Raw genomic sequence first — 22,470 nt, 5'->3', positions numbered from 1 at the left:
GTTTTTATTTATGACATCACAAGATGTGGCTCTTTCAGCCACGAATATGCGCGATAAAGGCGTCGATCTGCTCACGACCGCAGGCCGGGTTCATGAAGACCGCCTTCTCCCCGGCGATATAGGAGTACTTGCCGCGCTCGTCGTATTCCGAGTGCGCCACCGCCTCCACCCAGTTGGTGTAGAGCCCTACCTTGCCGCGTCCCTTGAACAGGCTGCGGTGGTAGTCGGTGTTGCGCTGCAGGCGCGCCTTGTAGGCGGGGTCGCTGGAGCGGGCCAGCTCGAAGGCGAACTCCGCCTCGGGGTCCTGCACCCACTCGGGGTTGTAGATCTTGAAGCCGACACTGGGCCCCTGGTTCTCCTGGGCCACCAGCTTGACGTTGCCGAGCTGGCTTAACCGGAAGCGGAAGTAGTTGGCGTTTTGCAGGCAGTGGGCAAGCACGGTGCGATACCCCTCCACCCCCAGGTAGTTGAGGGCCGCATAGGCACCGAACAGGCCGCTCGCCCCGCGGGAGCACTCTATGGTGGATTGCAGGTGGGTCTGACCCTGGATGTCCCGCTCGAAGTAGGAGAAGTTCTCCGGGTCATTCTCCATCGCCTTGAGATCGTCCTGCTCCTTGATCATCACCAGGCTGGAGGTGTAGGGCACATAACCCCACTTCTGGAAGTCCACGGTGAACGAATCGGCATATCTGAGCTCGGCGAAGCGGCTCACGTTGCGCTCGATCCCCGCGAGGGTGGCGCTGTTGATGGCGAGCGGGTTGGCGGCAAAGTCGTAATCCAGGAAGAAGATCATCGACCAGCCGATGGCGGCGTCGACGTGGATGTGGGGCCTGACCGCCACCTCGAAGCGCTCGCACAGCCTGTCCCGCAGCTCGACCACGGGTTTGACCCTATCCACCCCGAAGGTGTCGGTGGTGCCCATGGTGAGCATGATGGTGGGCACCACGTGTTTGAGGGCAAAGCAGGCGGTCAGGGTGCGCTCGAGATCCGCCAGATCGATGTCGTTGTTCTCGCCCACCTGGATGCGGATGGTCTTGTTCTCGATGTCCACCCCGAGCAGGGAGAGGTTGGTGATGTTGGAGTAGTGACCGCCCTGGGAGTTGATGATGCGGTAATCCTGATAGTGACCGAGCCCCTTGTGCTTGGCCTCTGGCAGGCTCTTGCGAATGCCGAGCAGGTAGCCGTAGAGGTTACAGAAGGTCCCCCCCTGGGTGAAGATGCCGGTGGCACGGACCGGATCGTAACCCGCCAGCAGGGCTATCTGGCGCACCACCTTCTTCTCGAGCTCCTCGGCCACCCCGGCGTACTCGGAGTAGACCAGGTTGGGATTGGCCAGAATGCCCATCTGGGCGCCATAGATGGCGGGATCCGCCGACATGGTGATGACGTTCTCGACGCTGGAGGGGTTCTCCCAATCCTTTGACAGGGCGCCGGCAAACAGCAGCTCCGTCATGGGCTCCCCCGGGGTACGCATCTGCGCGGGCACCGGCATGGTCTCGCAGAGATCCGCGAGACGGGCGCGGCCATCTGGCCAGGCATTGAGGCGCGCGTCCGGCGCCAGTCCGCGGGCGCGAAACTCGTTGAGGGTGGCAAAGCCGGGCTCGCGAAACACCGGCCAGAGGTCGGGGTTGCGTGAGAAAAAGTGGGCTTTGACGGTGGCAAAACGGCGGGCGAATTCGGGGGAGACGGCGTTGACGCCCTCATCTTTCAGATAGACCAAGTGATTCATTTTTATACCATTGATACTGCTGAGGTGCGGTTTTTATACTCCAGTGACACCTCTATCAACAGAGACAATAACTAATGGTCTGCCCTACTTTTTGTCATGTTGGCGCCCTGATGGGCGCCGCGCCCCCTCTCCCCTCTTTTCCCCTGTTCATCTTGTGATCCTGGTCATGGGCAAGGTCAGCGCAGGGCGGTCAGCAGCCATGCCGAAAACCCTTCCAGCTCGGAGTTGGCCGAAAACGTCGCCCGCCACTGACGCAGCAACTCGTCGATGGCGTCGGGACGATAGGCCACCCCGGGCAGGCGTGCGGCCAGGTCATCCAGGGGCGCAGGGTCCAGGATGTCACTGAAGATCTGTGCCCGTCCTATCACCCCCTTCTCCACGTCGAAATGAAGCTCGACCCCGCCCCAGGGGAAGCGCTCCTCCAGCAGGTGGCTGAAGGCGGGAGCATGGCCGAAGTTCCACTCCCAGCTGCGTTGGCGGGCGAAGGTCTCGGCAAAGCCCGGCAGATCGGGCATCTGCTCAGGGGAGATGTGCTCGGGCTGCACCACCTCACCGTGATGGGCAAAGAAGGCGTCGCACAGGGCCTGCACCACCTGCTCATGACCCAGGCCAGGCAACAGCTCGCCAAGGTTCGCCACCCGGCTTCTCACCGAGCTGATACCCTTGGCCGCCAGCTTCTTGGGGTCGGGATTGAGGTAGTGGGCGAGGCGGCCGAGGTCAGCGTCCAGCAGCAGGGTACCGTGGTGAAAGCCGCGATCATGGGTCTCCCGGTAGGCCGAACCCGACACCTTGCGATCCCCGTCCGGGGTCGCCACCAGCAGGTCGTTGCGCCCGGAGGCAAAAGCACTCACACCGAGCCTGGCGAGGGCATCAATGACGATGGTGGTGGAGACGCTCTTGTCATAGCCGGGCTTGCCCGCCATGAAAGTGAAACAGCTGTTGCCAAGGTCGTGGAACACGGCGCCGCCCCCGCTGCTGCGCCGGGCCAGGGTCACCCCGTCCTCTTCCATGCGGCGGGTGTTGCACTCCTTCCAGGGGTTCTGGGCCCGGCCTATCACCACCGTATTGTCGTTGCGCCACAGGAACAGCACCCGCTGGGCCGGGTCCATCTGGCGAAAGATGCACTCCTCCACCGCGAGGTTGAACAGGGGATCGTGGGAGTCGGAGAGTAGCAGGCGCAAGGAAGACATGACAGGACCTTCTCGGGAAACAGGAAACGGATGACTACCATACCACCCTGAACGAAGGAAGGCGTCCCCCGACCGCCACAGGTCGACACCCGATACGGACAAGAGCATCAACTTCTGATACGACAGGAGAAGATAAGAGGGAATTGCCGAAAACACGCAGTTTATCATTAACAGGTGAGAAGATAGGCGGCAGCCATCCCTCCTGGAATGACACCTAATGCCCTTTTCACCGGGCCGGTGACGAGTCAACAAGGTTTCAAAATGAGCCGTGACGCCCATTGACGTGATGAATGACACAAAAATGACTTTTAATGCCTCCCGCGCCCCATCTTATTGGGGCTTGCTCCCCTTGCGAATAACAGGAAATTGTTTGACTCTAGCCAGAAGAGCACCTCCCGAGAGAACAGCGGTATGACGGAGTCCGATGCATCTCGCCAGCCTGTACGCTGGCTTCTGCCCTTCTGGGTGATGATTGCCACCCTGACCACGGCTCCCCTCAGGGCGGATGAGCGCGTCATCCTGCAACTTCCCTGGCAGCACCAGTTCCAGTTTGCCGGTTACTACGCCGCCATCGCCAAGGGGTTCTACCAGGAGGTCGGCCTGCAGGTCACCCTGCGGGAGGCGGGGCCGGGCACCGACGTCATCAATGAAGTCACCACGGGTCGTGCCCAGTTCGGCATCCGCGGCAGCGATCTGCTGCTGGCCCGGGCAGCAGGCCGCCCTGTGGTGGTGCTCGCCGCCATGTTGCAGCACTCCCCCCTGATGCTCATCACCCTGGAGCGGCCGGATATCCAGACTCCGGGCGATCTGGCCAACAAGCGGCTGATGCTCGAACCCGGCTCCAACGAGCTGCTCACCTACCTGCATCGCTACACCCGCAGCCGGCAGTGGGATACCCTGCCCTACGAGCGGGGGGTACAGGCACTGCTGAGGGGCCAGGCGGACGCCATCAGCGCCTACAGCACAACCGAGCCCTTCACCCTGCAGCAACAGGGCATTCCCTACCGGGTGTTCAGTCCCCGCGACGTCGGGTACGACTTCTACGGAGACAACCTCTTCACCTCGGAAAATGAAGTCTTCAACCAGCAGGAGCGGGTCCAGCGCTTCTTGCAGGCCAGCCTCAAGGGGTGGCGCTATGCCATGGATCATCCCGAGGAGATGATCAACCTGATCCTGGAGCACTACCCCAGCGGGGCCGGGCGCGAGGCGCTCGCCTTCGAGGCCCGTGAAACCCGGGCCCTGATGCAGCCCGACATCATCGAGCCCGGCTACATGCAGCAGGATCGCTGGCAGCAGATCGCCCGCACCTACCAGGAGGCCGGGATGATCAAGGCGGTGCCCAACCTCACCCCCTTCCTCTACAACAGTACCCAGGCGAGCCTTCGCCAGCAGCGCCAACTGCTCGACAGGAGCGTGGCCATCGCCATGCTGATCTCCTTCTCCCTGCTCGGCGTCTTCCTGCACCTCTATCTGCGTCTGCGGGAAGAGGCCAGTGACCGACAGCGGCTCACCCGGGAACTGGCCCAGCGCGAGCAGCACTACCGTTTCGTGGCGGAGAACAGCGGCGACGTGATCTGGACCATGGACACCGACAGCCTGCGTTTTCGTTACATCAGCCCCGCCATCGCGTCCCTGAGCGGCTATGAGCCCGCCGAACTCTTTGCCCTCTCCCTGCGCCAGCTGCTCCCCGATGAGTCCTGGAAACAGCTTCGCGACGGCATCACCGCCTCCCTCGAGGCCTGGCAACGGGGGGATCATGGGCAGACCCGGTGCGTCATCCACTCCCAGCTGCGCCACAAGCAGGGTCATCTGGTGGCCATCGAGACGGTCACTACCTTGCATGGCAGCGCCAGCACAAGACCCGATGCCATTTTGGGGGTGACCCGGGATGTCACCGAACGTTCGGCCCGGGAGGAGATGATGCGCCGCCTCGCCTTCTATGACCCCCTCACCGGCCTGGCCAACCGCCGCCTGCTGCAACAGCGGCTCAAGGAGACCCTGGAGCAGGCTCCCCAGCAGCCCCTGGCCCTGGTCTTCATCGATCTCGACCACTTCAAGCCCATCAATGACACCTTCGGCCACGAAACCGGCGACCTGCTGCTCAAGCTGGTGGCCGAGCGCATGGGGGAGTGCGTCAGGGAAGAAGATCTGGTGGCACGCCTTGGGGGGGACGAATTCGTCATCATGCTGCCCGATACGGATGCCTCGGCCCTCGCGGTCGCCGACAAGCTGCACCACTGCCTGCATCACCCCTTCCAGCTTGAGCAGCAGGCGCTGCGCATCTCCGGCAGCATAGGGGTCGCCCTCTATCCGGATCACGGCACCGACCCCAAGACCCTGATGCACCACGCCGATCAGGCCATGTATCAAGCCAAGCACCATGGCCGGGGCAGGGTCTGCCTGTTTTCCACCGGGCAGGATCCCCTCCCCGGCACCCTGCAATGGCAGCCCGCCCACGCATGCGGCCACCCCCGCATCGATGCGGACCACCGCCAGCTCTACCTGCTGGCCAACCGCTTGCTCGAGCACATGCAGGATCCCGGCATCCATCCGGATGCCTTGCTGGCAGACATGGCGCAGATATTCGAGATGGCGCGCCAGCACTTCCTCCTCGAAGAGCAAGTCCTCGCGCAATATGGCTATGAGGAGCTGGCGGCCCATCGCCAGGAGCACCAGCATCTGCTGAAAAAAGCCGGTCAGCTGATGGCGGCCGCACAGGCGGGCACCCTTGGCAACGACGCCCTGCTCAACTTCATCATCCAGGAGCTGGTCGTGGGTCACATGAGCCAGGCGGATCGCCGTTATTTCCCCCTGATGAAAACCTGCGATGCCCGCGAGGCGGTGTGATGCCAGAAAACAGGGGGCACGTGCCCCCTGTGTTTACCTCTGACTTCGGCGAACGAGCAGGCTGTAGTAGAGCAGCGGGATCACCATCAGGGTGAGCAAGGTGGAGACCAGGATCCCGAAAATCAGGCTGATGGCCAGCCCGTTGAAGATGGGGTCATCCAGGATGAAAAGCGCCCCTATCATGGCCGCCAGCGCCGTCAGCATGATGGGTTTGGCTCGCACCTGCGCCGCCTCGATCACCGCCTGCTCGAACGCCATGCCACTCGCCCGCTGCTGCTCGATGAAATCCACCAGCAGGATGCTGTTGCGCACGATGATCCCGGCCAGGGCGATCATCCCGATCATCGAGGTGGCGGTGAACTGGGCCCCCAGCAGGGCGTGACCCGGCATCACCCCGATGAGGGTGAGCGGAATGGGGGCCATGATGATGAGCGGCACCAGATAGGAGCGGAACTGGGCCACCACCAGCAGGTAGATGAGGATCATCCCCACCCCGTAGGCCAGCCCCATGTCGCGGAAGGTCTCGTAGGTTATCTTCCACTCCCCGTCCCACAACAGCGCCACCTCCCCCAGCTTGTCGGGCTGATGCACGTAATACTGTGGCAGCGAGATGTCGGCACCGGCGGCAAACATGCCGTAGAGCGGGCTGTCGGCATGGCCGCCCATGTCAGCCACCACCATCACCATGGGCTGCATGTTCTTGTGCATGAGGTAGCTGGGGGCGACCTCGTCACGACGGCTCACCAGCTCGGAGACCCGCACCAGCTGGCCGCTCTGGCTGCGCACCTTGAGAGCCAGGATGCCGGTCAGATCCCGCTTGTCACCGGGGGCGAGCTCGATGCGGATCGGCACCGGATACTTGGCGCCTTGCCCTTGCAGCCAGCTGGCATCCTGATAACCCACGCCCCCGTTGAGGGTCGCCACCAGATCCCCGAGAACGACCCCGAGCAGGGCCGCCTGGGCGCGATCCACCACCAGCCGCCACTTGGGCTGGGGGTCGGCCAGATAGATGTCCACGTCCACCAGATCCGCCGTGGCCACAAAGCGGGCCTCTACGACGCGGGCAGCGGCTTCACGGGCGGCCTGCGTCGGGCCATACACTTCCGCGACAATGGGCGACCAGACAGGCGGTCCCGGGGGCACCTCCACCACCTTGAGGTTGCCCCCTGCCGCACTGGCGATGGCCTGCAAGGGCGCACGCACCGACCGGGCAATCTCGTGACTGCTGCGATCCCGTTCATGCTTGTCCACCAGATTGACCTGGATGTCCCCCACGTTGGCGCCGCTGCGGATGAAGTAGTGGCGCACCAGCCCGTTGAAGTTGATGGGGGCGGCGGTGCCGGCGTAGATCTGGTAATCCTTCACCTCGGGCACCCTGGCGAGCTCCCGACCCACCGCCAGCAGGGTGCGCTCGGTCTGCTCCAGGGTCGCCCCCTCCGGCATGTCGAGCACCAGCTGGAATTCCGACTTGTTGTCAAAGGGGAGCATCTTGAGCACCACCCACTGCACCACGGGCATGGCGGCCGCCCCCGCCACCAGCAGCAGAATGACCAGCCAAAGCTTGTGTCTCGCTCTTTTGGCACCCGTCCCCATCAGAAAGGGGGTCATCAGCCGGTGAAAGAGCCCGGCCTTGGCCTCCCCGTGGGCGACATGCCCCTCGCGCTTGAGCAGGTGATTGGCCAACCAGGGGGAGAAGATGAAGGCCACCAGCAGGGAGATAAGCATCCCCATGCTGGCATTGATGGGGATGGGGCTCATGTAGGGGCCCATCAGGCCGCTGACGAAGGCCATGGGCAGCAGGGCCGCGATGACGGTCAGGGTCGCCAGAATGGTCGGCCCCCCCACCTCGTCCACCGCGCCCGGAATGAGATCCTTGAGGGACCCCTTGCCCAAACCGCGATGACGGTGGATGTTCTCCACCACGACGATGGCGTCATCCACCAGGATGCCGATGGAGAAGATAAGGGCAAAGAGGGACACCCGGTTGAGGGTAAAGCCCCAAGCCCAGCTGGCAAAGAGGGTCAGCGCCAGGGTGATGACGATGGCAACCCCCACCACCAGCGCCTCGCGCCAACCCATGCTCACCAGCACCAGCAGCACCACCGCCGTGGTGGCAAAAATGAGCTTGCCGATGAGGGTGTTGGATTTGGTCTCGGCGGTGACGCCGTAGTCACGGGTCACCGTCACCTCGACGCCAGCCGGGATGAGTCGATTCTTGAGGCTCTCGACCCGTTCTTCCACCCGCTTGGCCACCTCCACCGCGTTCTGCCCCGGCTGCTTGCCGATGGCCAGGGTCACCGCCGGGTAGCTGGCTTGCCCCTGCCCCATCCAGCTGCGCTGGACCGGGGTCTCTTCCCCAAGCGCCACCCGGGCCACCTCACCGAGATAGACGGGCTTGTCGCCCTGCAACCCCACCACCAGCTCCCGGGCCTCCTGCTCGCTTTGCAGGAACTGCCCCACCTGCACCTTGATTTCCCGGTTATCCTGCACCACGGCCTGCTCGCTGCCCACCCGGTTGGCGGCCGCAAGTCGCTGGCTCAGCTCGCCCCAGCTGATGCCATGGGCGCTGAGGGCCGCCGGGTCCGGCATCACCCGCAGCACGGCGCGCTGGCCCCCCAGGCTGTAGATGTCCCGGGTACCGGGAATGCGCTTGAGTTCGGTCTCCAGCTCGTGGGCGGCCCGGGTCAGATCGGGGGCCCCCAGCTGCTTGCTCCAGAGGGTCAGACTGACGATGGGAACATCATCGATCCCCCGGGGTTTTACCAGTGGCTGACCGACTCCGATCCCCTGTGGCAACCAGTCGCGGTTGGAGTCGAGCTGGTTGTTGAGATCCACGATGGCCTGCTCCCGGCTCACGCCCACCTTGAACACCACCACCAGCAGGGCACCATCGGGTTGGGATAAGGAGTAGAGGGTATCTATCCCCTTTATCTGGGAGACCACCTGCTCGGCAGGGGTGGTGACGAGGGATTCCACCTCTGCCGGGCTGGCACCCGGGAAGGGAATGTAGACGTCTGCGAAGGTGACATCGATCTGGGGCTCCTCCTCCTTGGGGGTCACCAGCACGGCAAAGAGGCCGAGCAAGAGCCCCACCAGCGCCAGCAACGGGGTGATGGCCGAGCCCTGAAACAGGGCCGCCAGCCGACCCGCCGGCCCCAGGCGGCCATGGCTGCCATTCAGATCGCTACTCATGGGGCACCTCCTGTTGACGGGTCCAGGCATCGTGGGCCAGGGTGTCACCGCCCTTGAGACCCGCCAGGACCTCGCACAGCCCAGCCTCGCAGTGGCCGACCCGCACCGGGGTCAGGGCCCATCCCTCCCCCTCTTTGAGGTAGACGCCGTTGAACTCCCCCTGCCGCAGCAGGGCGGGCTCCGGCACTTGCAACACCTGACGCTCACCCTGTTTGAGCTGCACCTTGAGCCACATGCCGGGCAGCACCCCTGCCGTGTTCGGCGGCAGATCGAGGCGCAGCCGGAAACTGTGGCTCTGGCTGTCGGCGTAGTTGAAGCGGGTCAGCTTGACGGGAGTCACGGCCTTGCCACCGGGCAGCAGCACCTGCACATCCGACGGCTGGCCGGCGAGAGCCAGCGCGGACTGGGGCAGCTCCAGCTCCACCCTCAGCTCGCCAAGGGAGAAACCGGATAGCAGCGGCGTACCGGGGGCCACCGTCTCCCCCAGCTCCACCAGCCGCCTGGTCACCACCCCGGCGTAGGGGGCGAGGATACGGGTATAGCCGTAGGCTTCCCGGGCCTGGATGAGGGCGGCCTCGGCGGCATTGACCTCGGCGCGGGCGGCCCGACCCGTTGCCTGGGCGTTGTCGAGCTGGGCCCGGGTGATCACCCCCTTGGCGATGAGGGCCTGATAACGGGTGAGCTGGCGCTCGGCCTCCACCTGCTGGGCCTGGGCCCTGGCCACCCGCGCCTCGGCGCCGGTCACGGCGGCAGACTGCTCCTTGCCGCTTATCTCGAGCAGGGGCTGCCCGGCCTGTACCTCGTCGTTCACATCCACCAGCATGCGGGAGACGCGGCCACTGGTCTGGGCCGCGACCGTCCCCTGATGAATGGCGCTCACGGTACCGCTCAGGGTGAGCCAGTCGGTGACGCGCTGCGGGGTCAGCGTCAGCGGCCCCTTGACCTCCTCGGCCGCCACCAGGGTGGATGTCATGACCAGCAGGGTGGTCACCAGCAACCGGATTGTGTTCATCATGATTCTCCTTCCCTGGCTCATTGGCACCTTGAAAACTCAGGCAATACGGTGCTGGCGAGCCTTCTCCAGCACCCTGTTCCAGACCTTGTCCACCAGCAGGATCCCGGCCGCCATGGCCCCGATGAACAACATTATCATGGGCTGCCCGCTGGAAATGAGACTCAGAGCAGGCCCAGGACAGATGCCCACCAGGCCCCAACCGATCCCGAACAGTGCGGCCCCGCCAATCAGGTGGCGATCCAGTACGGGAGCGGGAACCCGGGCCATGGGTTCCCCCAGCAGGCTCAGACGACGGGGCTTCACCAGCAGGAAGTAGCCCGGCATGAAGACAGCCAGGGCCCCCCCCATCACGAAGGCCAGGCTGGGATCCCAGGCACCGGCCAGATCGAGAAACCCGGTGACCCGCGCCGGATCCATCATCCCGGAGAGGGCCATTCCCAGCCCGAACAACAGACCCGCAAACACACTCGTCAGCAATTTCATGGCAATCAACCCGTCAAAACATGTGGTGAGTAAAGAACACGGTCACCACGCCCATCCCCATAAAGGTGAGCGTCGCCACCACGGAGCGCGTCGACAGCCGCCCCATGCCGCAGATGCCGTGACCGCTGGTGCAGCCATTGCCAAGGCGGGTGCCGATGCCCACCAGCAGGCCGGCCAGCAGCACCACGGGCCAGCCGGGCAAGGCATCAAAAGCGGGCATGGTGGCCCAACCCAGGGTCAGCGCCAGCCAGGCCCCCAGTCCCAATCCCAGCAGAAACAGCACCCGCCAGGGGGTCTTGTACTGCATTGCACCGGCCAGAATGCCGCTGATCCCGGCCACCCGGCCGTTGAACAACATCAGGATCAGGGCCGAGAGCCCCGCCAGCATGCCGCCCCCCAACGAGAGCAGCCATTGGCTTTCCATCATCGAATTTCCTCATCTGAGTGACAAAAATGGGTTTGCAGCGCCGCCAGCACATCGGCCGCCGCCTCGCTCACCAGGGAGTAGTAGATCTGCTGGGAGACTTTGCGCGAGCGGACAAGGCCCTGGCGCTTCAATACCGACAGTTGCTGGGAGAAGGCCGACTGCCCGAGCTGGCTGTGGGCCAGCAGCTCCCCGACCCCCTTCTCCCCTTCCACCAGCTGGCAGAGCACCATCAGGCGTTCGGGATGAGCCAGCGCCTTGAGCAGGCCGGCGGCGGCTGTCGCATGTCGGTTCATCTCGTCGAAGTGGCTCATAAGATTAAATTAGCAATTGCTGATATTTGTCCCATTGTATAAAACAACTCTAAATTAGCAATCACTAAACAAAAGGAGACGAGAAATGACCGTCGATAACGGAGTCAGAGTGGTCGCAGGTGGCATGTTGCTGCTGTCGCTGCTGCTCACGGCCTGGGTCCACCCGGGCTTTGTCTGGTTGAGCGTCTTTGTCGGGGTCAACCTGATCCAGAGCGCGTTCACCGGGGTCTGTCCCGCCGCCGCCGTGCTCAGGCGAATGGGGCTCAAATAGGCAGGCGGACATATTGGCTCACAGGAGCCGTGTAATAGAGCGGAGGCTCATTATGGCAACCATCATCATCATCGGGGCAGGGTTGGGGGGCATGTCGGCCGCCTACGAGCTCAAGGCCGAACTCGGCAAGCAGCACGACGTCATCCTGGTGAACGACAAACCCGACTTTGAATTCAACCCTTCGAACCCGTGGATTGCGGTCCGGTGGCGAGAGCGCAAGGATATCTCCCTCCCCATAGAGCCTCATGTGAAGAAGAAGGGGATCCGCTTCATCCACGCCGCCCTGACCGGGTTGCAACCCCTCGAACAGCAGATCCGCCTCTCCGATGGCCAGCACCTGCACTACGACTTTCTGGTGCTCTGCACCGGCCCCGCACTCGCCTTTGAAGAGGTGCAGGGAGCAGGCCCGACGGCGGGCGGCACCGCCAACGTCTGCACCCTCTCCCACGCAGAGGAGTGCCTGCACAGTGTCAACGGGCTGCTCGACGAACCGGGTCCGGTGATCGTCGGTGCCATGCCCGGCGCCTCCTGCTTCGGCCCGGCCTACGAATACGCCTTCATCCTCGATCGTCACCTGCGCGACAAGAAGGTGAGAAAGGACGTGCCCATGACCTTCGTCACCAGCGAACCCTACATCGGTCACCTCGGCCTCAACGGCGTGGGGGATTCCAAGGGCATGCTGGAGAGCGAGCTGCGCATGCGCGACATGCAATGGATCTGCAATGCCCGCACCGTGGCAGCCAGGGATGGGGTGATGACGGTGGAGGAGCTGGATGAAGATGGCAACGTCAAGCGCACCCACAGCCTCCCCTACAAGCATGCCATGATGCTGCCCGCCTTCGCCGGCATCAGCCCCCTGCGGGGCCTCGAGGGGCTGGTCAATCCCCGCGGGTTCGTCATCGTCGACGAACACCAGCGCAACCCTGTCTTCCCGCAGATTTACGCCGCCGGGGTCTGCATCGCCATCCCGCCCCAGCACAAGACGCCGGTACCGACCGGGGTGCCCAAGACCGGCTACATGATCGAGGCCATGGTGCGTACCTTAAGCCACAACATCAAGGCGGAGCTGGACGGCCAGCCCCCGGTCACCCGGGCGGTGTGGAATGCCATCTGTCTGGCGGACATGGGGGACACAGGGGCCGCCTTCGTGGCCATGCCGCAGATCCCGCCGCGCAACGTCGCCTGGTTCAAGAAAGGGAAGTGGGTCCACCTGGCCAAGATAGCGTTCGAGAAGTATTTCCTGCACAAGATGCAAGTGGGCGACACCGAACCCATCTATGAAAAACTGATGCTCAAATACCTGGGCATCGACAAGACCCGGTAACCCCCCAAGGGCCCGACGGTGAAGGGAAGAGGGCTCCCTTCACCGGTGCTTTCATCTCTTTTTTATTATGTTTCAATATGTTGCTATCAAGGGCTCGGGGTTTACCCAGGCCGCCGTATCGGCTACCATGTCGCCTCTTTATCACTAGCGGAGACCATCGGTGGGCAACTCATCAAGTGACAGACGCACGCCGACCCTCGTCGTCGGCACCTTGGTCGCGAGCTAGCCGCAGGTTATTCTCTGCCGCGACTCGCCACCCTGCGAGAAGTGGATCCCTCTTTTCCCCGCTTTTCACACTTGACGTCAGGTGACACGGACTCATCCCCCGACACCTTGCCTGCATAGTTTCTGCTTCCCAAAAGGAGGCTGCTATGCGCTTGATTTCAAACAACCCTGTCGCTGACAAATCCCCTTCCCTGCTGAGCAGACTGGGACGGGGCCTGCGACCACTCTGGCAACGTGGCAGACGGCGTCAGCACCTCTATCGGCTGCACATCCGCTGCGAAGACAGAGCCGACATGGAGCAGGTGCTGGCGGCGGTGAGCCACACCCTGCAACCGGCCGGACTCAGTCCCCTGCAGTCCATGAAGCCCGGGCGCGGTGAAGGCCGCGTGCTGGTGCTGAGCCTCTACTGCACGCCGCCTCAGCGCCGCTATCTGGTGCAGTTCATCCACCAGGTCGGGGCTGTCCACCCGGTACGCTGGGAACTGCGCCCCCGCGCCGGGGACGACACCACCAGGCATTGACCCTCGGACGAGGCGAAGTCCTTCCCGGGCAACCGTGAAGGGCCTGTACCCTGTTCTGCGCCATCCCGCCCCGTCAGGAGGCGGGTCGCGCCCTTGCATTCACCACGATGTCGACCTTGCCCCCCGTCTCTCACGCAACCCGGGGGTGAAGGCTGGTCGGCATCCCCAGAAGGAGACCCTTCATGAGAATGTGGCAACAACTCGATTTTCTCGCCCTGCTCGACACCCTGGCCAGCCTGCTGCTCGCCTTCGTGCTGGGCAGCCTGGTCGGCCTGGAGCGCCAGTACCGCCAGCGCACCGCCGGCCTTCGCACCAACGTGCTGGTCGCCGTGGGGGCGGCCCTGTTCGTCAACCTGGCCCAGCGCATCTATGACCTGCATGGCGGCAGTTACGGGGTCGTCCACGTGGTGGCCTACATCGTCTCCGGCATCGGTTTTCTCGGCGCCGGCGTCATCATGCGGGAATCCGGCAACATCCGGGGCATCAACACAGCGGCCACCCTGTGGGGCGTGGCCGCGGTCGGGGCCGCCTGCGGCGCCGGGTTCGCTCTGGAGGCCATCCTCGGCGCCCTCTTCGTGCTGGCCGCCAACACCCTGCTGCGCCCCCTGGTCAACCAGATAAACCGTGACCCGGTGGACAACATGGACACCGAAGTGACCTATCACGTGACCGCTCTCATCGGCCGCGCTCACCAGAAGGAGGTACTGCCCTGGCTCGAGCAGATGCTGGAACAGGCCCACTACCCCCTGAGCGAGCTCGACATCACCCCATTCGGCGATCAGGATCTCGAGATCTCGGCGGCGCTGCTCGCCACCGCCATCGATGGCACCAAGCTCGATGCCCTGATGAACACGCTCGGGGAGCACCCTCACATCAAGCAGATCTTCTGGCGGGCCAGCATCACCGATTGACGCCCTCATACCAGACGCAGCACAAAAAGCCCCGCCGGATCCGGCGGGGCTTTTTCACAGGAAAGGGAAGCCGTGTGCCTAGCGGCGGCTGCGCCAGCGCACCCTGGGGTTGATGACCTGGGCGGTCTGGGCTGGGGGATTGCCCGCGATGAGTTGCTGCATCATCTCGAAGGCGGCCCGGGCCAGGGCCGGGCAATCCTGGGCCACGGAATCGATGCGCATGGGGATGCAGTCGAGCAGATCGTGATCGTCGAAGGTACACAGGCGCATGCCGGTCTCCATCAGTCCCGCCTCGTTGAGGTAGCGCAGCACCCCCTCCAGCAGGGTGAAAGAGGCGGTAAAAAGCCCCTTCGGCGGTGCCCCGAGTTCGTCCACCAGCTCAGACATCAGCTGATAGCCCGAGCTCGGCTGGTAGTCACGGTGGCGGACCCGGTCTGAAGTGGCCTCCAGCCCGGCCCGGTGCAATCCGAGCTCGTAACCCGCCAGCCGGTGGCGGCTGGGGGAGAGATCCAGCAGACCGCCGAAGTAGTAGATCTCCTCCCCGCAATCCTCGGCCATATCCTGCACCAGCTCGGCGGTAGCCTTGCAGGCGTCCGAGATCACCATGGGCAGGCGCGACTCACCGATGTGGCGGTCGAGCTGCACCACCGGCAAGCGGTCGTGGATGCGGGCATAGATGTCGTCACTGTGGCCGCTGGAGGCGACGATGAGGCCGTCCACCTGGCGGCTGATGAGGTTGTCCACCACCCGCTGCTCCAGGGTGGGATCATCCTCGGAGCAGGCGATGAGCAGCTGGATCCCCGCCTCCCGACAGCGGGCCTCCAGGGCACGGGCGATGCTGGCAAAGCCGAAGTTGGTGAGGTCGGGGATCACCAGCCCCCAGGTGTAGCTGCGCACCTCCCGCAGGGAGCGGGCATGGATGCTCGGCTGATAGTGGCACTCGTCCGCCACCGCCTGGATCCGCTTGCGGGTGTCGTCGGCGATGCGGTACTCCGCACTCTTGCCGTTGAGCACCAGGCTGGCGGTGGCCTTGGAGACCCCTGCGAGCGTGGCTATTTGGGCAATCGTGATCCGTTTCTTCTTCTCCACCTGACCTCCCGGCAAACTGATACCGGGCTATTGTACTAGGCAGGCTGCCAGCAGCCAGTGATCGAGGCAAATTTTGCTGCCATCACCACCGCAACGTGCGGAAAGTACTGGGTTTTCACCGGGGAAGTAGCGGGTCGACAAGCTCTGGCGCCCGCCATCGACGAAGCACTCCAGGCTGGAGCGGTCACACAAGACGGTGATCTTGCCCCCAAGCCAGGGGGCGCTTCGCGCCTCCCACTCCCCGCTCTGCCAGTTCTGGCGCCGCAGGACAAGACGCCCCGGCTGCCACACCAGCTCGACCACGGCGCCAAACCAAAGGCTCCCCTCGCCGGTCAGGGCCAGATCCAGCCAGGCCGAGTCGATGGCCAGGCGTGGCAGCTCGCCCGGCGCCCCCTCGAAGCGGGTCTGCTCCCCTTTCAGGGCGCCCAGCTCTGCCACCGGCCGCTGGCAGAGCCACTCATCCTGCCAGAACAGCTCCCGCGGGCAGCTCATCTGGTGGATCCAGCCGTGCTCGAGAGTGGGCTGGCTCATCTCGTTCTCCTCCGGCAAGCCCAGCCAGCCAAACAGCAGGCGCCGCCCCTGGCTGTCCTGAGTGGTCTGCGGCGCATAGAACTCGAAGCCCCGGTCCAGCTCATGGAAGGCCCCGTGCTCGAACCGCTCGCCGTCGAAATCACCCGCCAGCCAGCCGCACTGGTAGAGGTTGCGATAATCCTCTCCCTGCGGGGCAATCCCCTGCGGGCAGCTGATCAGCACATGGCGATCTCCCAGGGGGAAGAGGTCCGGGCACTCCCACATATAGCCAAACTCCCCGAGACCGCCGCGCCCGCTGCCGGCGATGGGGCCCATCAGCGTCCAGGCATTCAGGGTGTCACCGTGATAGAGCAGCACCTCACCCCGATCGTCCAGGGTGCGGGCCCCCAGCACCATCAGCCACTGCCGACCGTCGTGCCACACCTTGGGGTCGCGCACATGGCCGCTGTAGCCTGCGGGCAGGTCCAGCACGGGTCCCAGCTTCTCGAAGCCCCCCTCACCGTCGGCACGGGCCAGACACTGGTAGGCGGTGCGGCTGCCGTCCGGGTATTTGACGTTGCCGGTATAGATGAGGGTCAGACGCCCCTGCTCGTCGCTCACCGCCGAGCCCGAATAGCAGCCGTGGCTCTCATAGGCCTCGGTGGGCAGCAGCGCCACCGGCTCGTGCTGCCAGTGCAGCAGATCGGTGGAGGTGACATGCCCCCAGCCCTTGTTGCGGTGCTCGCAACCGAGCGGGTTCCACTGGTAGAAAAGATGGTAGCGCCCGTCGTGCTCGATGAAGCCGTTGGGATCGTTGAGCAGCCCCACCGGGGCTGCCAGATGCCAGCGGGGCCGATGGGGATCGGCCGCCGCCTTGAGCTGTCCGGCCAGCAGGGACCGGACAACCTGGTTCAGGAGATGGCTTTCCTTCATCACTCCACCTTGTACTTGAGCAGGTAGGAGGCGACGAAAGCGGCGCCAAAGGCGATCACCAGACCGATGACGTAGTGGATGAGACTCATGGGCTGGACGATGGCCATGCCCGGGATGCCGGTCAGGCCCACCGCCGTCATGCCGACCTTGGCCGCCACCACGTAGGCGCCGCCGCAGGCCCCGCCGAACAGACCGGCCAGGAAGGGCTTGATGTAGCGCAGGTTGACCCCGAAGATGGCCGCCTCCGTGATGCCGAGCAGGCAGGACATGGCCGCCGGCACGGTAATGGCCTTGATCTTCACGTCACGGGTCTTGAAGTAGACCGCGAGACAAGCCCCGCCCTGCGCCACGTTGGCCATGGCCCAGATGGGGAGCAGGAAGTTGACGCCGATGGCCGGGTTGGCCAGCAGGCCCGCCTCGATGGCGTGGAAGCTGTGGTGGATGCCGGTGATGACGATGAGCGAATAGGTGCCGCCAAACACCAGACCCGCCAGCCAGCCTGCCTGCTCATAGAGGGCGCTCAGACCGAACGAGATGCCATCCCCCAGCACCCGCCCGGCGGGGCCGATGAAGAGCAGCGCCACGAAGCCGGTGATGATGACGGTCAAAAACGGGGTGAGGATGAGATCCAGGGCGTCAGGGATGCGCTTGCGCAGCTGCTTCTCCAGGTGGGACATGAACCAGACCGCCAGGAGCACCGGGAAGACGGTGCCCTGGTAGCCGATCATGGCGACATCCAGGCCGAAGAAATCCATGGTCTTGAAGCCACCGGCCACGCCCCAGGCGTTGGTCAGAGCTGGGTGGGTGAGAATGCCGCCGAGCGTCGCCCCCAGATAGGGGTTGCCGCCGAATTCGCGCGCCGCCGTAAAACCGATGAGGATCGGCAGGATGATGAAGGCTGCCGAGCTGAACATGTCGAGCATGACGAACAGGGCGCTGTCGGCGTTGACCCAGCCGTAGGTGCGCACCATGCCGAGCAGCCCCATCAGCAGGCCGGAGGCGACGATGGCCGGAATGATGGGCACAAAGATGTTGGAGAGGGTCCGCGCCAGACGCTGGGCCACGTTGAGCTTGGCCGTCGCCATGTCGGTCAGCTCCGCCTTGCTGGCGGTGCCGGTCCCGGTCAGGGTGACGAACTCCGCATAGACCTTGTTGACCAGGCCGGTGCCGAAAATGACCTGGATCTGGCCGGCGTTGCTGAAGCACCCCTTGACCCCCTCCAGCTTGTCGATGGCGGCCTTGTTCACCTTGCTGTCGTCCGCCAGCACCAGCCGCAGCCGGGTGGCGCAGTGGGCGGCGCTGACGATGTTCTCCTTGCCCCCGAGCAGGGGCACCAGATCCTGGGCTATCGCACTGATATTCATATTCTTCCTCTTATGACCCGCCACGCTGGCGGGCCCTTGTCACATGAGAGTAGGGGCTGTCGAGCCGGGCTTCTAGCCGCAGATCAACAGCCGTCTGCGCCTGATCGCAAAAATTCATCCAGCCGGGTGCGGGTGGGCAGTGCCGTCATCGCTCCCTTGGCGGTGGTGGCGAGCGCCCCGCAGCCGTGGGCCTGGGCCAGGATGGCGGGCAGCTCGGCCTGCGTCGGCAGCGAGGTCCGTTCGGCCAAGGCCGCCAACAGTCCGGCGACGAAGGCATCCCCCGCCCCCGTGGTATCGAGTGGCGTCACTTTGGGCCCCACCCACTCCAGCAACTCGCCACCCAGACGGGCCACCACGCCCCCCGCCCCCCGGGTCACCAGCACCAGTGCCGGGCCTGAAAGAGTGGCAAGCCCCGCCGCCAGATCGTCCAGACCGCTCAGCAGTTGCAGCTCCTCCACCGAGAGCTTGACCACGTCGGCGAGGGCCATGGCCTCGCGCACCACGGGCAGCATCTCGGCAGGGTTGCCCCACACCTCTTGCCTCAGGTTGGGGTCGAAGCAGACCCGCCCCCCGACGGCACGGATGGTCGCCATGGCTTGCAGACAACTGCTGCGCACCGGCTCGTTGGCGAGCGCAATGGAGCAGGTCAGCAGCCACTGCCCGGCCTGGAAGACCGGCAGATCGGCGTGGCTCAGGAACTGATCGGCGCTCGGGCGCACCATGAAGGTGAAGCTGCGCTCCCCCGCCTCATCGAGATCCACCAGTACCGTGCTGGTGCGATGGGCCGGATCCTGGATCAGATGGCGAATGTCGACCCCCTCCCTGGCCAGAGTCTCCCCCATGAAGCGGCCGAAGGGATCCGCGCCGACCCGGCCAATGAAGGCCGACTCCCCGCCGAGCCGGGCAACGCCCACCGCCACGTTGGCCGGTGCGCCACCCGGACACTTGAGGTAGTGCTGCTCCCCTTCCGGGATCAAGTCCACTACCGCATCCCCCATTACCCACACACGATTCGTCACCTTGTTGCTACTCCACTGCTGCACAGGATTTGCCGGGGTCAGCCCCGGATTCTGGGTCCGCATTATCAGCTAAACCGTTTTAGCTAACCAACAGATCCCGGGGCCGCCTGCCATTTTTGTGATCGGGATAACGAACTAGAACCAGGTTTCCATCTGCACGCCAAAGTTCCACTCGCCCCCGGCGGTGAAGTTGCTCTGGCCCATGGCATCGGAGCTGGCGTAGTTGTCGAGCTCGGAGGACCAGTCCATCCAGGTGGCGAACACCCGAAGCTCGGGCCGCTCGAAGAAGCCGGCGGTTTGCGCCTTGAAGGTCGGCGCGAAGGTGAGCTTGGTGAAATCGCCGCTCACCGCCTGACGACCCTTGTAGCCCTTGGGATCGAGGTCCATGTACTGCCAGGTCGCCTCGTAGACCAGCTCGACGTTCTGGCTCAGCACCTGGGCCAGGCGGCCATTGAGGGTCACCCAGCGGTACTCGTCCCCCTTCACGTAACGATCCTGGCTGTGCTCGGCCAGCAGGGCCGGGGCGACACGCCAGCGCGGGGCAAGATCGGTGGCACCAAACACGGCGACCCGCACCGCATCGGCATCCGGCAGCAGCTCGCTGTCGGAGCCCAGCCCCTTGAGCTCGGCACCCAGACCGTGGCCATACAGCACCGCCGCCTTGGAGAAACCGGGGTTGATGCCAAAGAAGCTGTCGGCGTGGTAGGCCACCAGGGTGTGGGCCCCCTTGTCGGCTGCCTCGCTGCCCGCGCCGCCGTCATTGATGCGCGCCTCGTTGTCCTTGGCGGAGAGGCCGTTCAGCATCCACTGCCAGTTGCCAACGCGGTTGTTCATGGTGAGGATGTAGCTCTCGATGTCGGAGAGACCGCTCGCGCTGATGTCGCCGTAGTCGCGCCCGTAGAGGGAGAAGTTCGCCTTCCAGCTGTCGGCCAGCTGCACGTCGTAGACGCCGCCGCCGGTGCCGGCCAGGAAGACCACGTCCGAGTCGAGCCAGTGGATGTCGAAGTTGTCCCGGTCAAAGCGCTTGCCCGCCCAGAGCACCGAGTGCTGGAAAGGACCGCTGAAGCTCGCCAGATCGCCGAGCTCGGCAAACACCTGGCGGGTGTTGAGGCTGGAATCGCTGGCGGTCCAGTCGTTGCTGGTCTCCACTCCGTCCGCCAGCATCAGCTTGTAGCGGGCCCAGCTGCCATCGTCGAAGGTCTGGGTCTTCAGCAGGTTGGCCTCCATGTAGGTGTCATCCTCGTTGCCAAGGCGACCCACGGCGCCGCCCACCGAGCCGGCCGGGGTGATGTAGGGGCCGCCGCGGCCACCATTGCCGTTGCCGTTCACCAGCAGGCCCGAGCGGGCATAGCCGTGGAACTCGAAGCCCTGGGCACCGGCAGTCTGCTTGTCCACCTTCTCGCTCTGGGCCTTGGCCACGGCGGCGGTCTCGCGGGCTTCGTTTGCCTTGCTCTGGGCCTCATCGGCCCGCGCTTCGGCAGCGGTGGCGCGCGCCTCGGCCGCATGCACCCGCGCCTCCAGCGCCGCCAGCCTGGCTTCGATACCGCCATCCGCCGCCCACAGCGGGCTGCTCATTCCCAATCCCAGCGCCACGGCCAGCGCCAACTTGCTCTTGAACATCGTCATCGTCCTCACCTGTCTTCTGTCGCCCGTCCGGGCTCTGTTGTTGTTGACGAGCCGAGGATAGCTAAACCGCTTTAGCTGACTCAATATGTCAGCTAAACCGTTTCAGCAGGAGTGTGAGCGGGATAACATTTGTACAGGGGGAATTGGCGGAAGTTGTGAGGAGGATCCCTCATCGGGATCCACTCAATAAGGGGGGATCCAGGCCAGATGGCGGGCAAAAAAAGCCGGCACATCCGTGCCGGCTTGGGTAACGCGGGTCGCGTTTATTTGGTCAGGTCGTCGAAGAAGCGTTTCACCCCTTCGAAGAAGCCTTCGGATTTCGGCTTGTGGGTCTTGGCAGCGGCGCCGCTGAAGGAGTCGTCCAGCTGGCGCAGCAGATCTTTCTGGGTCTCGGTCAGCTTGACCGGAGTCTCGATCACCACCTTGCACATCAGATCCCCCACCTGGCCGGAGCGCACGGACTTGACGCCCTTGCCCCGCAGGCGGAACAGCTTGCCGGTCTGGGTCTCCGGGGTCACCTTGAGCTTGACCCGACCATCCAGGGTCGGCACTTCAATCTCGCCGCCGAGCGCCGCCGTGGTGAAGCTGATGGGCACTTCGCAGTAGAGGTCGTTGCCGTCACGGACGAAGATCTCGTGCTCGCGCACGTGAACCTGTACGTACAGATCCCCCGCCGATGCGCCGGTTTCCCCCGCTTCCCCTTCGCCGGAGAGACGGATGCGATCCCCGGTATCGACCCCGGCCGGGATCTTGACCGACAGGGTCTTGGTCTTCTGGTAGCGCCCTTCCCCATGGCACTTGCGGCACGGATCCTTGATGATCTTGCCGCGACCGTGACAGTGGGGGCAGGGCTGCTGTACCGCGAAGAAGCCCTGGCGCATCTGCACCTGGCCGGAGCCGTGGCAGGTGGGGCAGGTCTGGGCCTGGCTTCCGGTATGGGCACCGGAGCCGTTGCACACTTCGCAGTGGACCTGGGTCGGGATCTTGATCTCCTTGGAGACCCCGCGCACCGCCTCTTCCAGCGTCAGCTCCATGTTGTAGCGCAGATCGGAGCCACGGGCCGGGCCGCGACGACCGCCCCCGCGACCACCGAAGATGTCGCCAAACACGTCGCCGAAGATATCGCCGAAATCGGCACCACCGCCAAAGCCGCCGTGGCCGCCACCCTGGCTCGGATCCACCCCGGCATGACCGTACTGGTCATAACGGGCACGCAGGTTCTCGTCGGTCAGGACCTCGTAGGCTTCCTTGACCTCTTTGAACTTCTCTTCAGCCCCGGCATCACCCTGGTTGCGATCCGGGTGATACTTCATGGCCAGACGCTTGTACGCCTTCTTGATCTCGCGCTCGTCGGCACCTTTCGACACCCCGAGCACTTCGTAGAAATCGCGCTTCGACATACTCATCCTGTTGCTATATCAGCAGTTACGCAGACGGGCGTTGGTTACCCAACGCCCGTAAATTCATTGACGAATCTGCTCAC

At 64.4% G+C, this 22,470-nt stretch carries 18 protein-coding genes; 5 read left to right on the top strand and 13 right to left on the bottom strand.

The window, feature by feature from the left end:
• Window positions 1–34: 34 nt before the first annotated feature.
• A complete protein-coding gene (locus tag I6L36_RS19785) occupies window positions 35–1,729 on the bottom strand; it encodes a pyridoxal-dependent decarboxylase (RefSeq protein WP_216986823.1) in 1,695 nt (564 codons plus the stop codon).
• Window positions 1,730–1,905: 176 nt separating this feature from the next.
• The gene (locus I6L36_RS19780; RefSeq protein WP_216986822.1) at window positions 1,906–2,919 is read right to left on the bottom strand and encodes a lipoate--protein ligase; all 1,014 of its coding nucleotides are present in this window, start codon (window positions 2,917–2,919) and stop codon (window positions 1,906–1,908) included.
• Between the two features lie 468 nt (window positions 2,920–3,387).
• On the opposite strand from I6L36_RS19780, the gene I6L36_RS19775 reads away from it, so the two are divergent.
• Window positions 3,388–5,766, top strand: a complete 2,379-nt coding sequence (locus I6L36_RS19775; RefSeq protein WP_254203477.1) for a diguanylate cyclase — start codon at window positions 3,388–3,390, stop codon at window positions 5,764–5,766.
• A gap of 33 nt (window positions 5,767–5,799) precedes the next feature.
• Here the strand turns inward: I6L36_RS19775 and I6L36_RS19770 are convergent, their stop codons facing one another.
• From I6L36_RS19770 to I6L36_RS19750, 5 genes are read right to left on the bottom strand one after another with little or no spacing between them, the layout of a single operon-like run.
• Window positions 5,800–8,958, bottom strand: coding sequence for an efflux RND transporter permease subunit (locus I6L36_RS19770; protein ID WP_216986820.1), 3,159 nt, complete (start codon window positions 8,956–8,958; stop codon window positions 5,800–5,802).
• A complete protein-coding gene (locus I6L36_RS19765; protein ID WP_216987148.1) occupies window positions 8,951–9,970 on the bottom strand; it encodes an efflux RND transporter periplasmic adaptor subunit in 1,020 nt (339 codons plus the stop codon). Before I6L36_RS19765 ends, I6L36_RS19770 begins: the two co-directional genes overlap by 8 nt.
• A 39-nt stretch (window positions 9,971–10,009) precedes the next feature.
• A complete protein-coding gene (locus I6L36_RS19760; RefSeq protein ID WP_182957726.1) occupies window positions 10,010–10,456 on the bottom strand; it encodes a YeeE/YedE family protein in 447 nt (148 codons plus the stop codon).
• A 13-nt stretch (window positions 10,457–10,469) separates the two neighbouring features.
• Window positions 10,470–10,883 carry a YeeE/YedE family protein gene (locus I6L36_RS19755; protein WP_042014235.1) on the bottom strand — a complete coding sequence of 138 codons (414 nt, stop codon included), beginning with the start codon at window positions 10,881–10,883 and terminating at the stop codon, window positions 10,470–10,472.
• Window positions 10,880–11,194 (bottom strand): metalloregulator ArsR/SmtB family transcription factor, encoded by a 315-nt coding sequence (locus tag I6L36_RS19750; RefSeq protein WP_041214807.1) that lies wholly within the window; start codon window positions 11,192–11,194, stop codon window positions 10,880–10,882. Before I6L36_RS19750 ends, I6L36_RS19755 begins: the two co-directional genes overlap by 4 nt.
• Before the next feature lie 85 nt (window positions 11,195–11,279).
• Between I6L36_RS19750 and I6L36_RS19745 the strand changes: the two genes are divergently transcribed.
• The 4 genes from I6L36_RS19745 (at window position 11,280) to I6L36_RS19730 (ending at window position 14,446) form a co-directional block, all read left to right on the top strand.
• Window positions 11,280–11,465 carry a DUF2892 domain-containing protein gene (locus tag I6L36_RS19745; RefSeq protein ID WP_041213243.1) on the top strand — a complete coding sequence of 62 codons (186 nt, stop codon included), beginning with the start codon at window positions 11,280–11,282 and terminating at the stop codon, window positions 11,463–11,465.
• A 52-nt stretch (window positions 11,466–11,517) separates the two neighbouring features.
• The gene (locus I6L36_RS19740; RefSeq protein ID WP_216986819.1) at window positions 11,518–12,789 is read left to right on the top strand and encodes an NAD(P)/FAD-dependent oxidoreductase; all 1,272 of its coding nucleotides are present in this window, start codon (window positions 11,518–11,520) and stop codon (window positions 12,787–12,789) included.
• Window positions 12,790–13,160: 371 nt separating this feature from the next.
• Window positions 13,161–13,535: a hypothetical protein gene (locus I6L36_RS19735; protein ID WP_216986818.1), complete on the top strand. Its 375-nt coding sequence runs from the start codon at window positions 13,161–13,163 to the stop codon at window positions 13,533–13,535.
• A 182-nt stretch (window positions 13,536–13,717) separates the two neighbouring features.
• Window positions 13,718–14,446 (top strand): MgtC/SapB family protein, encoded by a 729-nt coding sequence (locus tag I6L36_RS19730; RefSeq protein ID WP_041213246.1) that lies wholly within the window; start codon window positions 13,718–13,720, stop codon window positions 14,444–14,446.
• Window positions 14,447–14,524: 78 nt separating this feature from the next.
• Here the strand turns inward: I6L36_RS19730 and I6L36_RS19725 are convergent, their stop codons facing one another.
• The 6 genes from I6L36_RS19725 to dnaJ form a co-directional block, all read right to left on the bottom strand.
• Window positions 14,525–15,535, bottom strand: a complete 1,011-nt coding sequence (locus I6L36_RS19725; protein ID WP_104451701.1) for a substrate-binding domain-containing protein — start codon at window positions 15,533–15,535, stop codon at window positions 14,525–14,527.
• A gap of 27 nt (window positions 15,536–15,562) precedes the next feature.
• On the bottom strand, window positions 15,563–16,978 hold the full coding sequence (locus I6L36_RS19720) for a sucrose-6-phosphate hydrolase (protein WP_216986817.1): 1,416 nt from the start codon (window positions 16,976–16,978) through the stop codon (window positions 15,563–15,565).
• A complete protein-coding gene (locus tag I6L36_RS19715) occupies window positions 16,978–18,342 on the bottom strand; it encodes a sucrose-specific PTS transporter subunit IIBC (RefSeq protein ID WP_041213249.1) in 1,365 nt (454 codons plus the stop codon). Before I6L36_RS19715 ends, I6L36_RS19720 begins: the two co-directional genes overlap by 1 nt.
• Before the next feature lie 83 nt (window positions 18,343–18,425).
• Window positions 18,426–19,385, bottom strand: coding sequence for an aminoimidazole riboside kinase (locus I6L36_RS19710; protein WP_216986816.1), 960 nt, complete (start codon window positions 19,383–19,385; stop codon window positions 18,426–18,428).
• Window positions 19,386–19,496: 111 nt separating this feature from the next.
• The gene (locus I6L36_RS19705) at window positions 19,497–20,987 is read right to left on the bottom strand and encodes a carbohydrate porin (protein WP_216986815.1); all 1,491 of its coding nucleotides are present in this window, start codon (window positions 20,985–20,987) and stop codon (window positions 19,497–19,499) included.
• A gap of 263 nt (window positions 20,988–21,250) precedes the next feature.
• The gene (gene dnaJ / locus I6L36_RS19700; protein ID WP_039039235.1) at window positions 21,251–22,387 is read right to left on the bottom strand and encodes a molecular chaperone DnaJ; all 1,137 of its coding nucleotides are present in this window, start codon (window positions 22,385–22,387) and stop codon (window positions 21,251–21,253) included.
• Window positions 22,388–22,470 lie beyond the last annotated feature (83 nt).

The sequence above is a fragment of the Aeromonas sp. FDAARGOS 1406 genome (genome assembly GCF_019048565.1).
Classification (GTDB): domain Bacteria; phylum Pseudomonadota; class Gammaproteobacteria; order Enterobacterales; family Aeromonadaceae; genus Aeromonas; species Aeromonas caviae.
The sequence above is the reverse complement of the archived record's forward strand: the minus strand, read 5'-3'. Positions and strand labels throughout refer to the sequence as shown.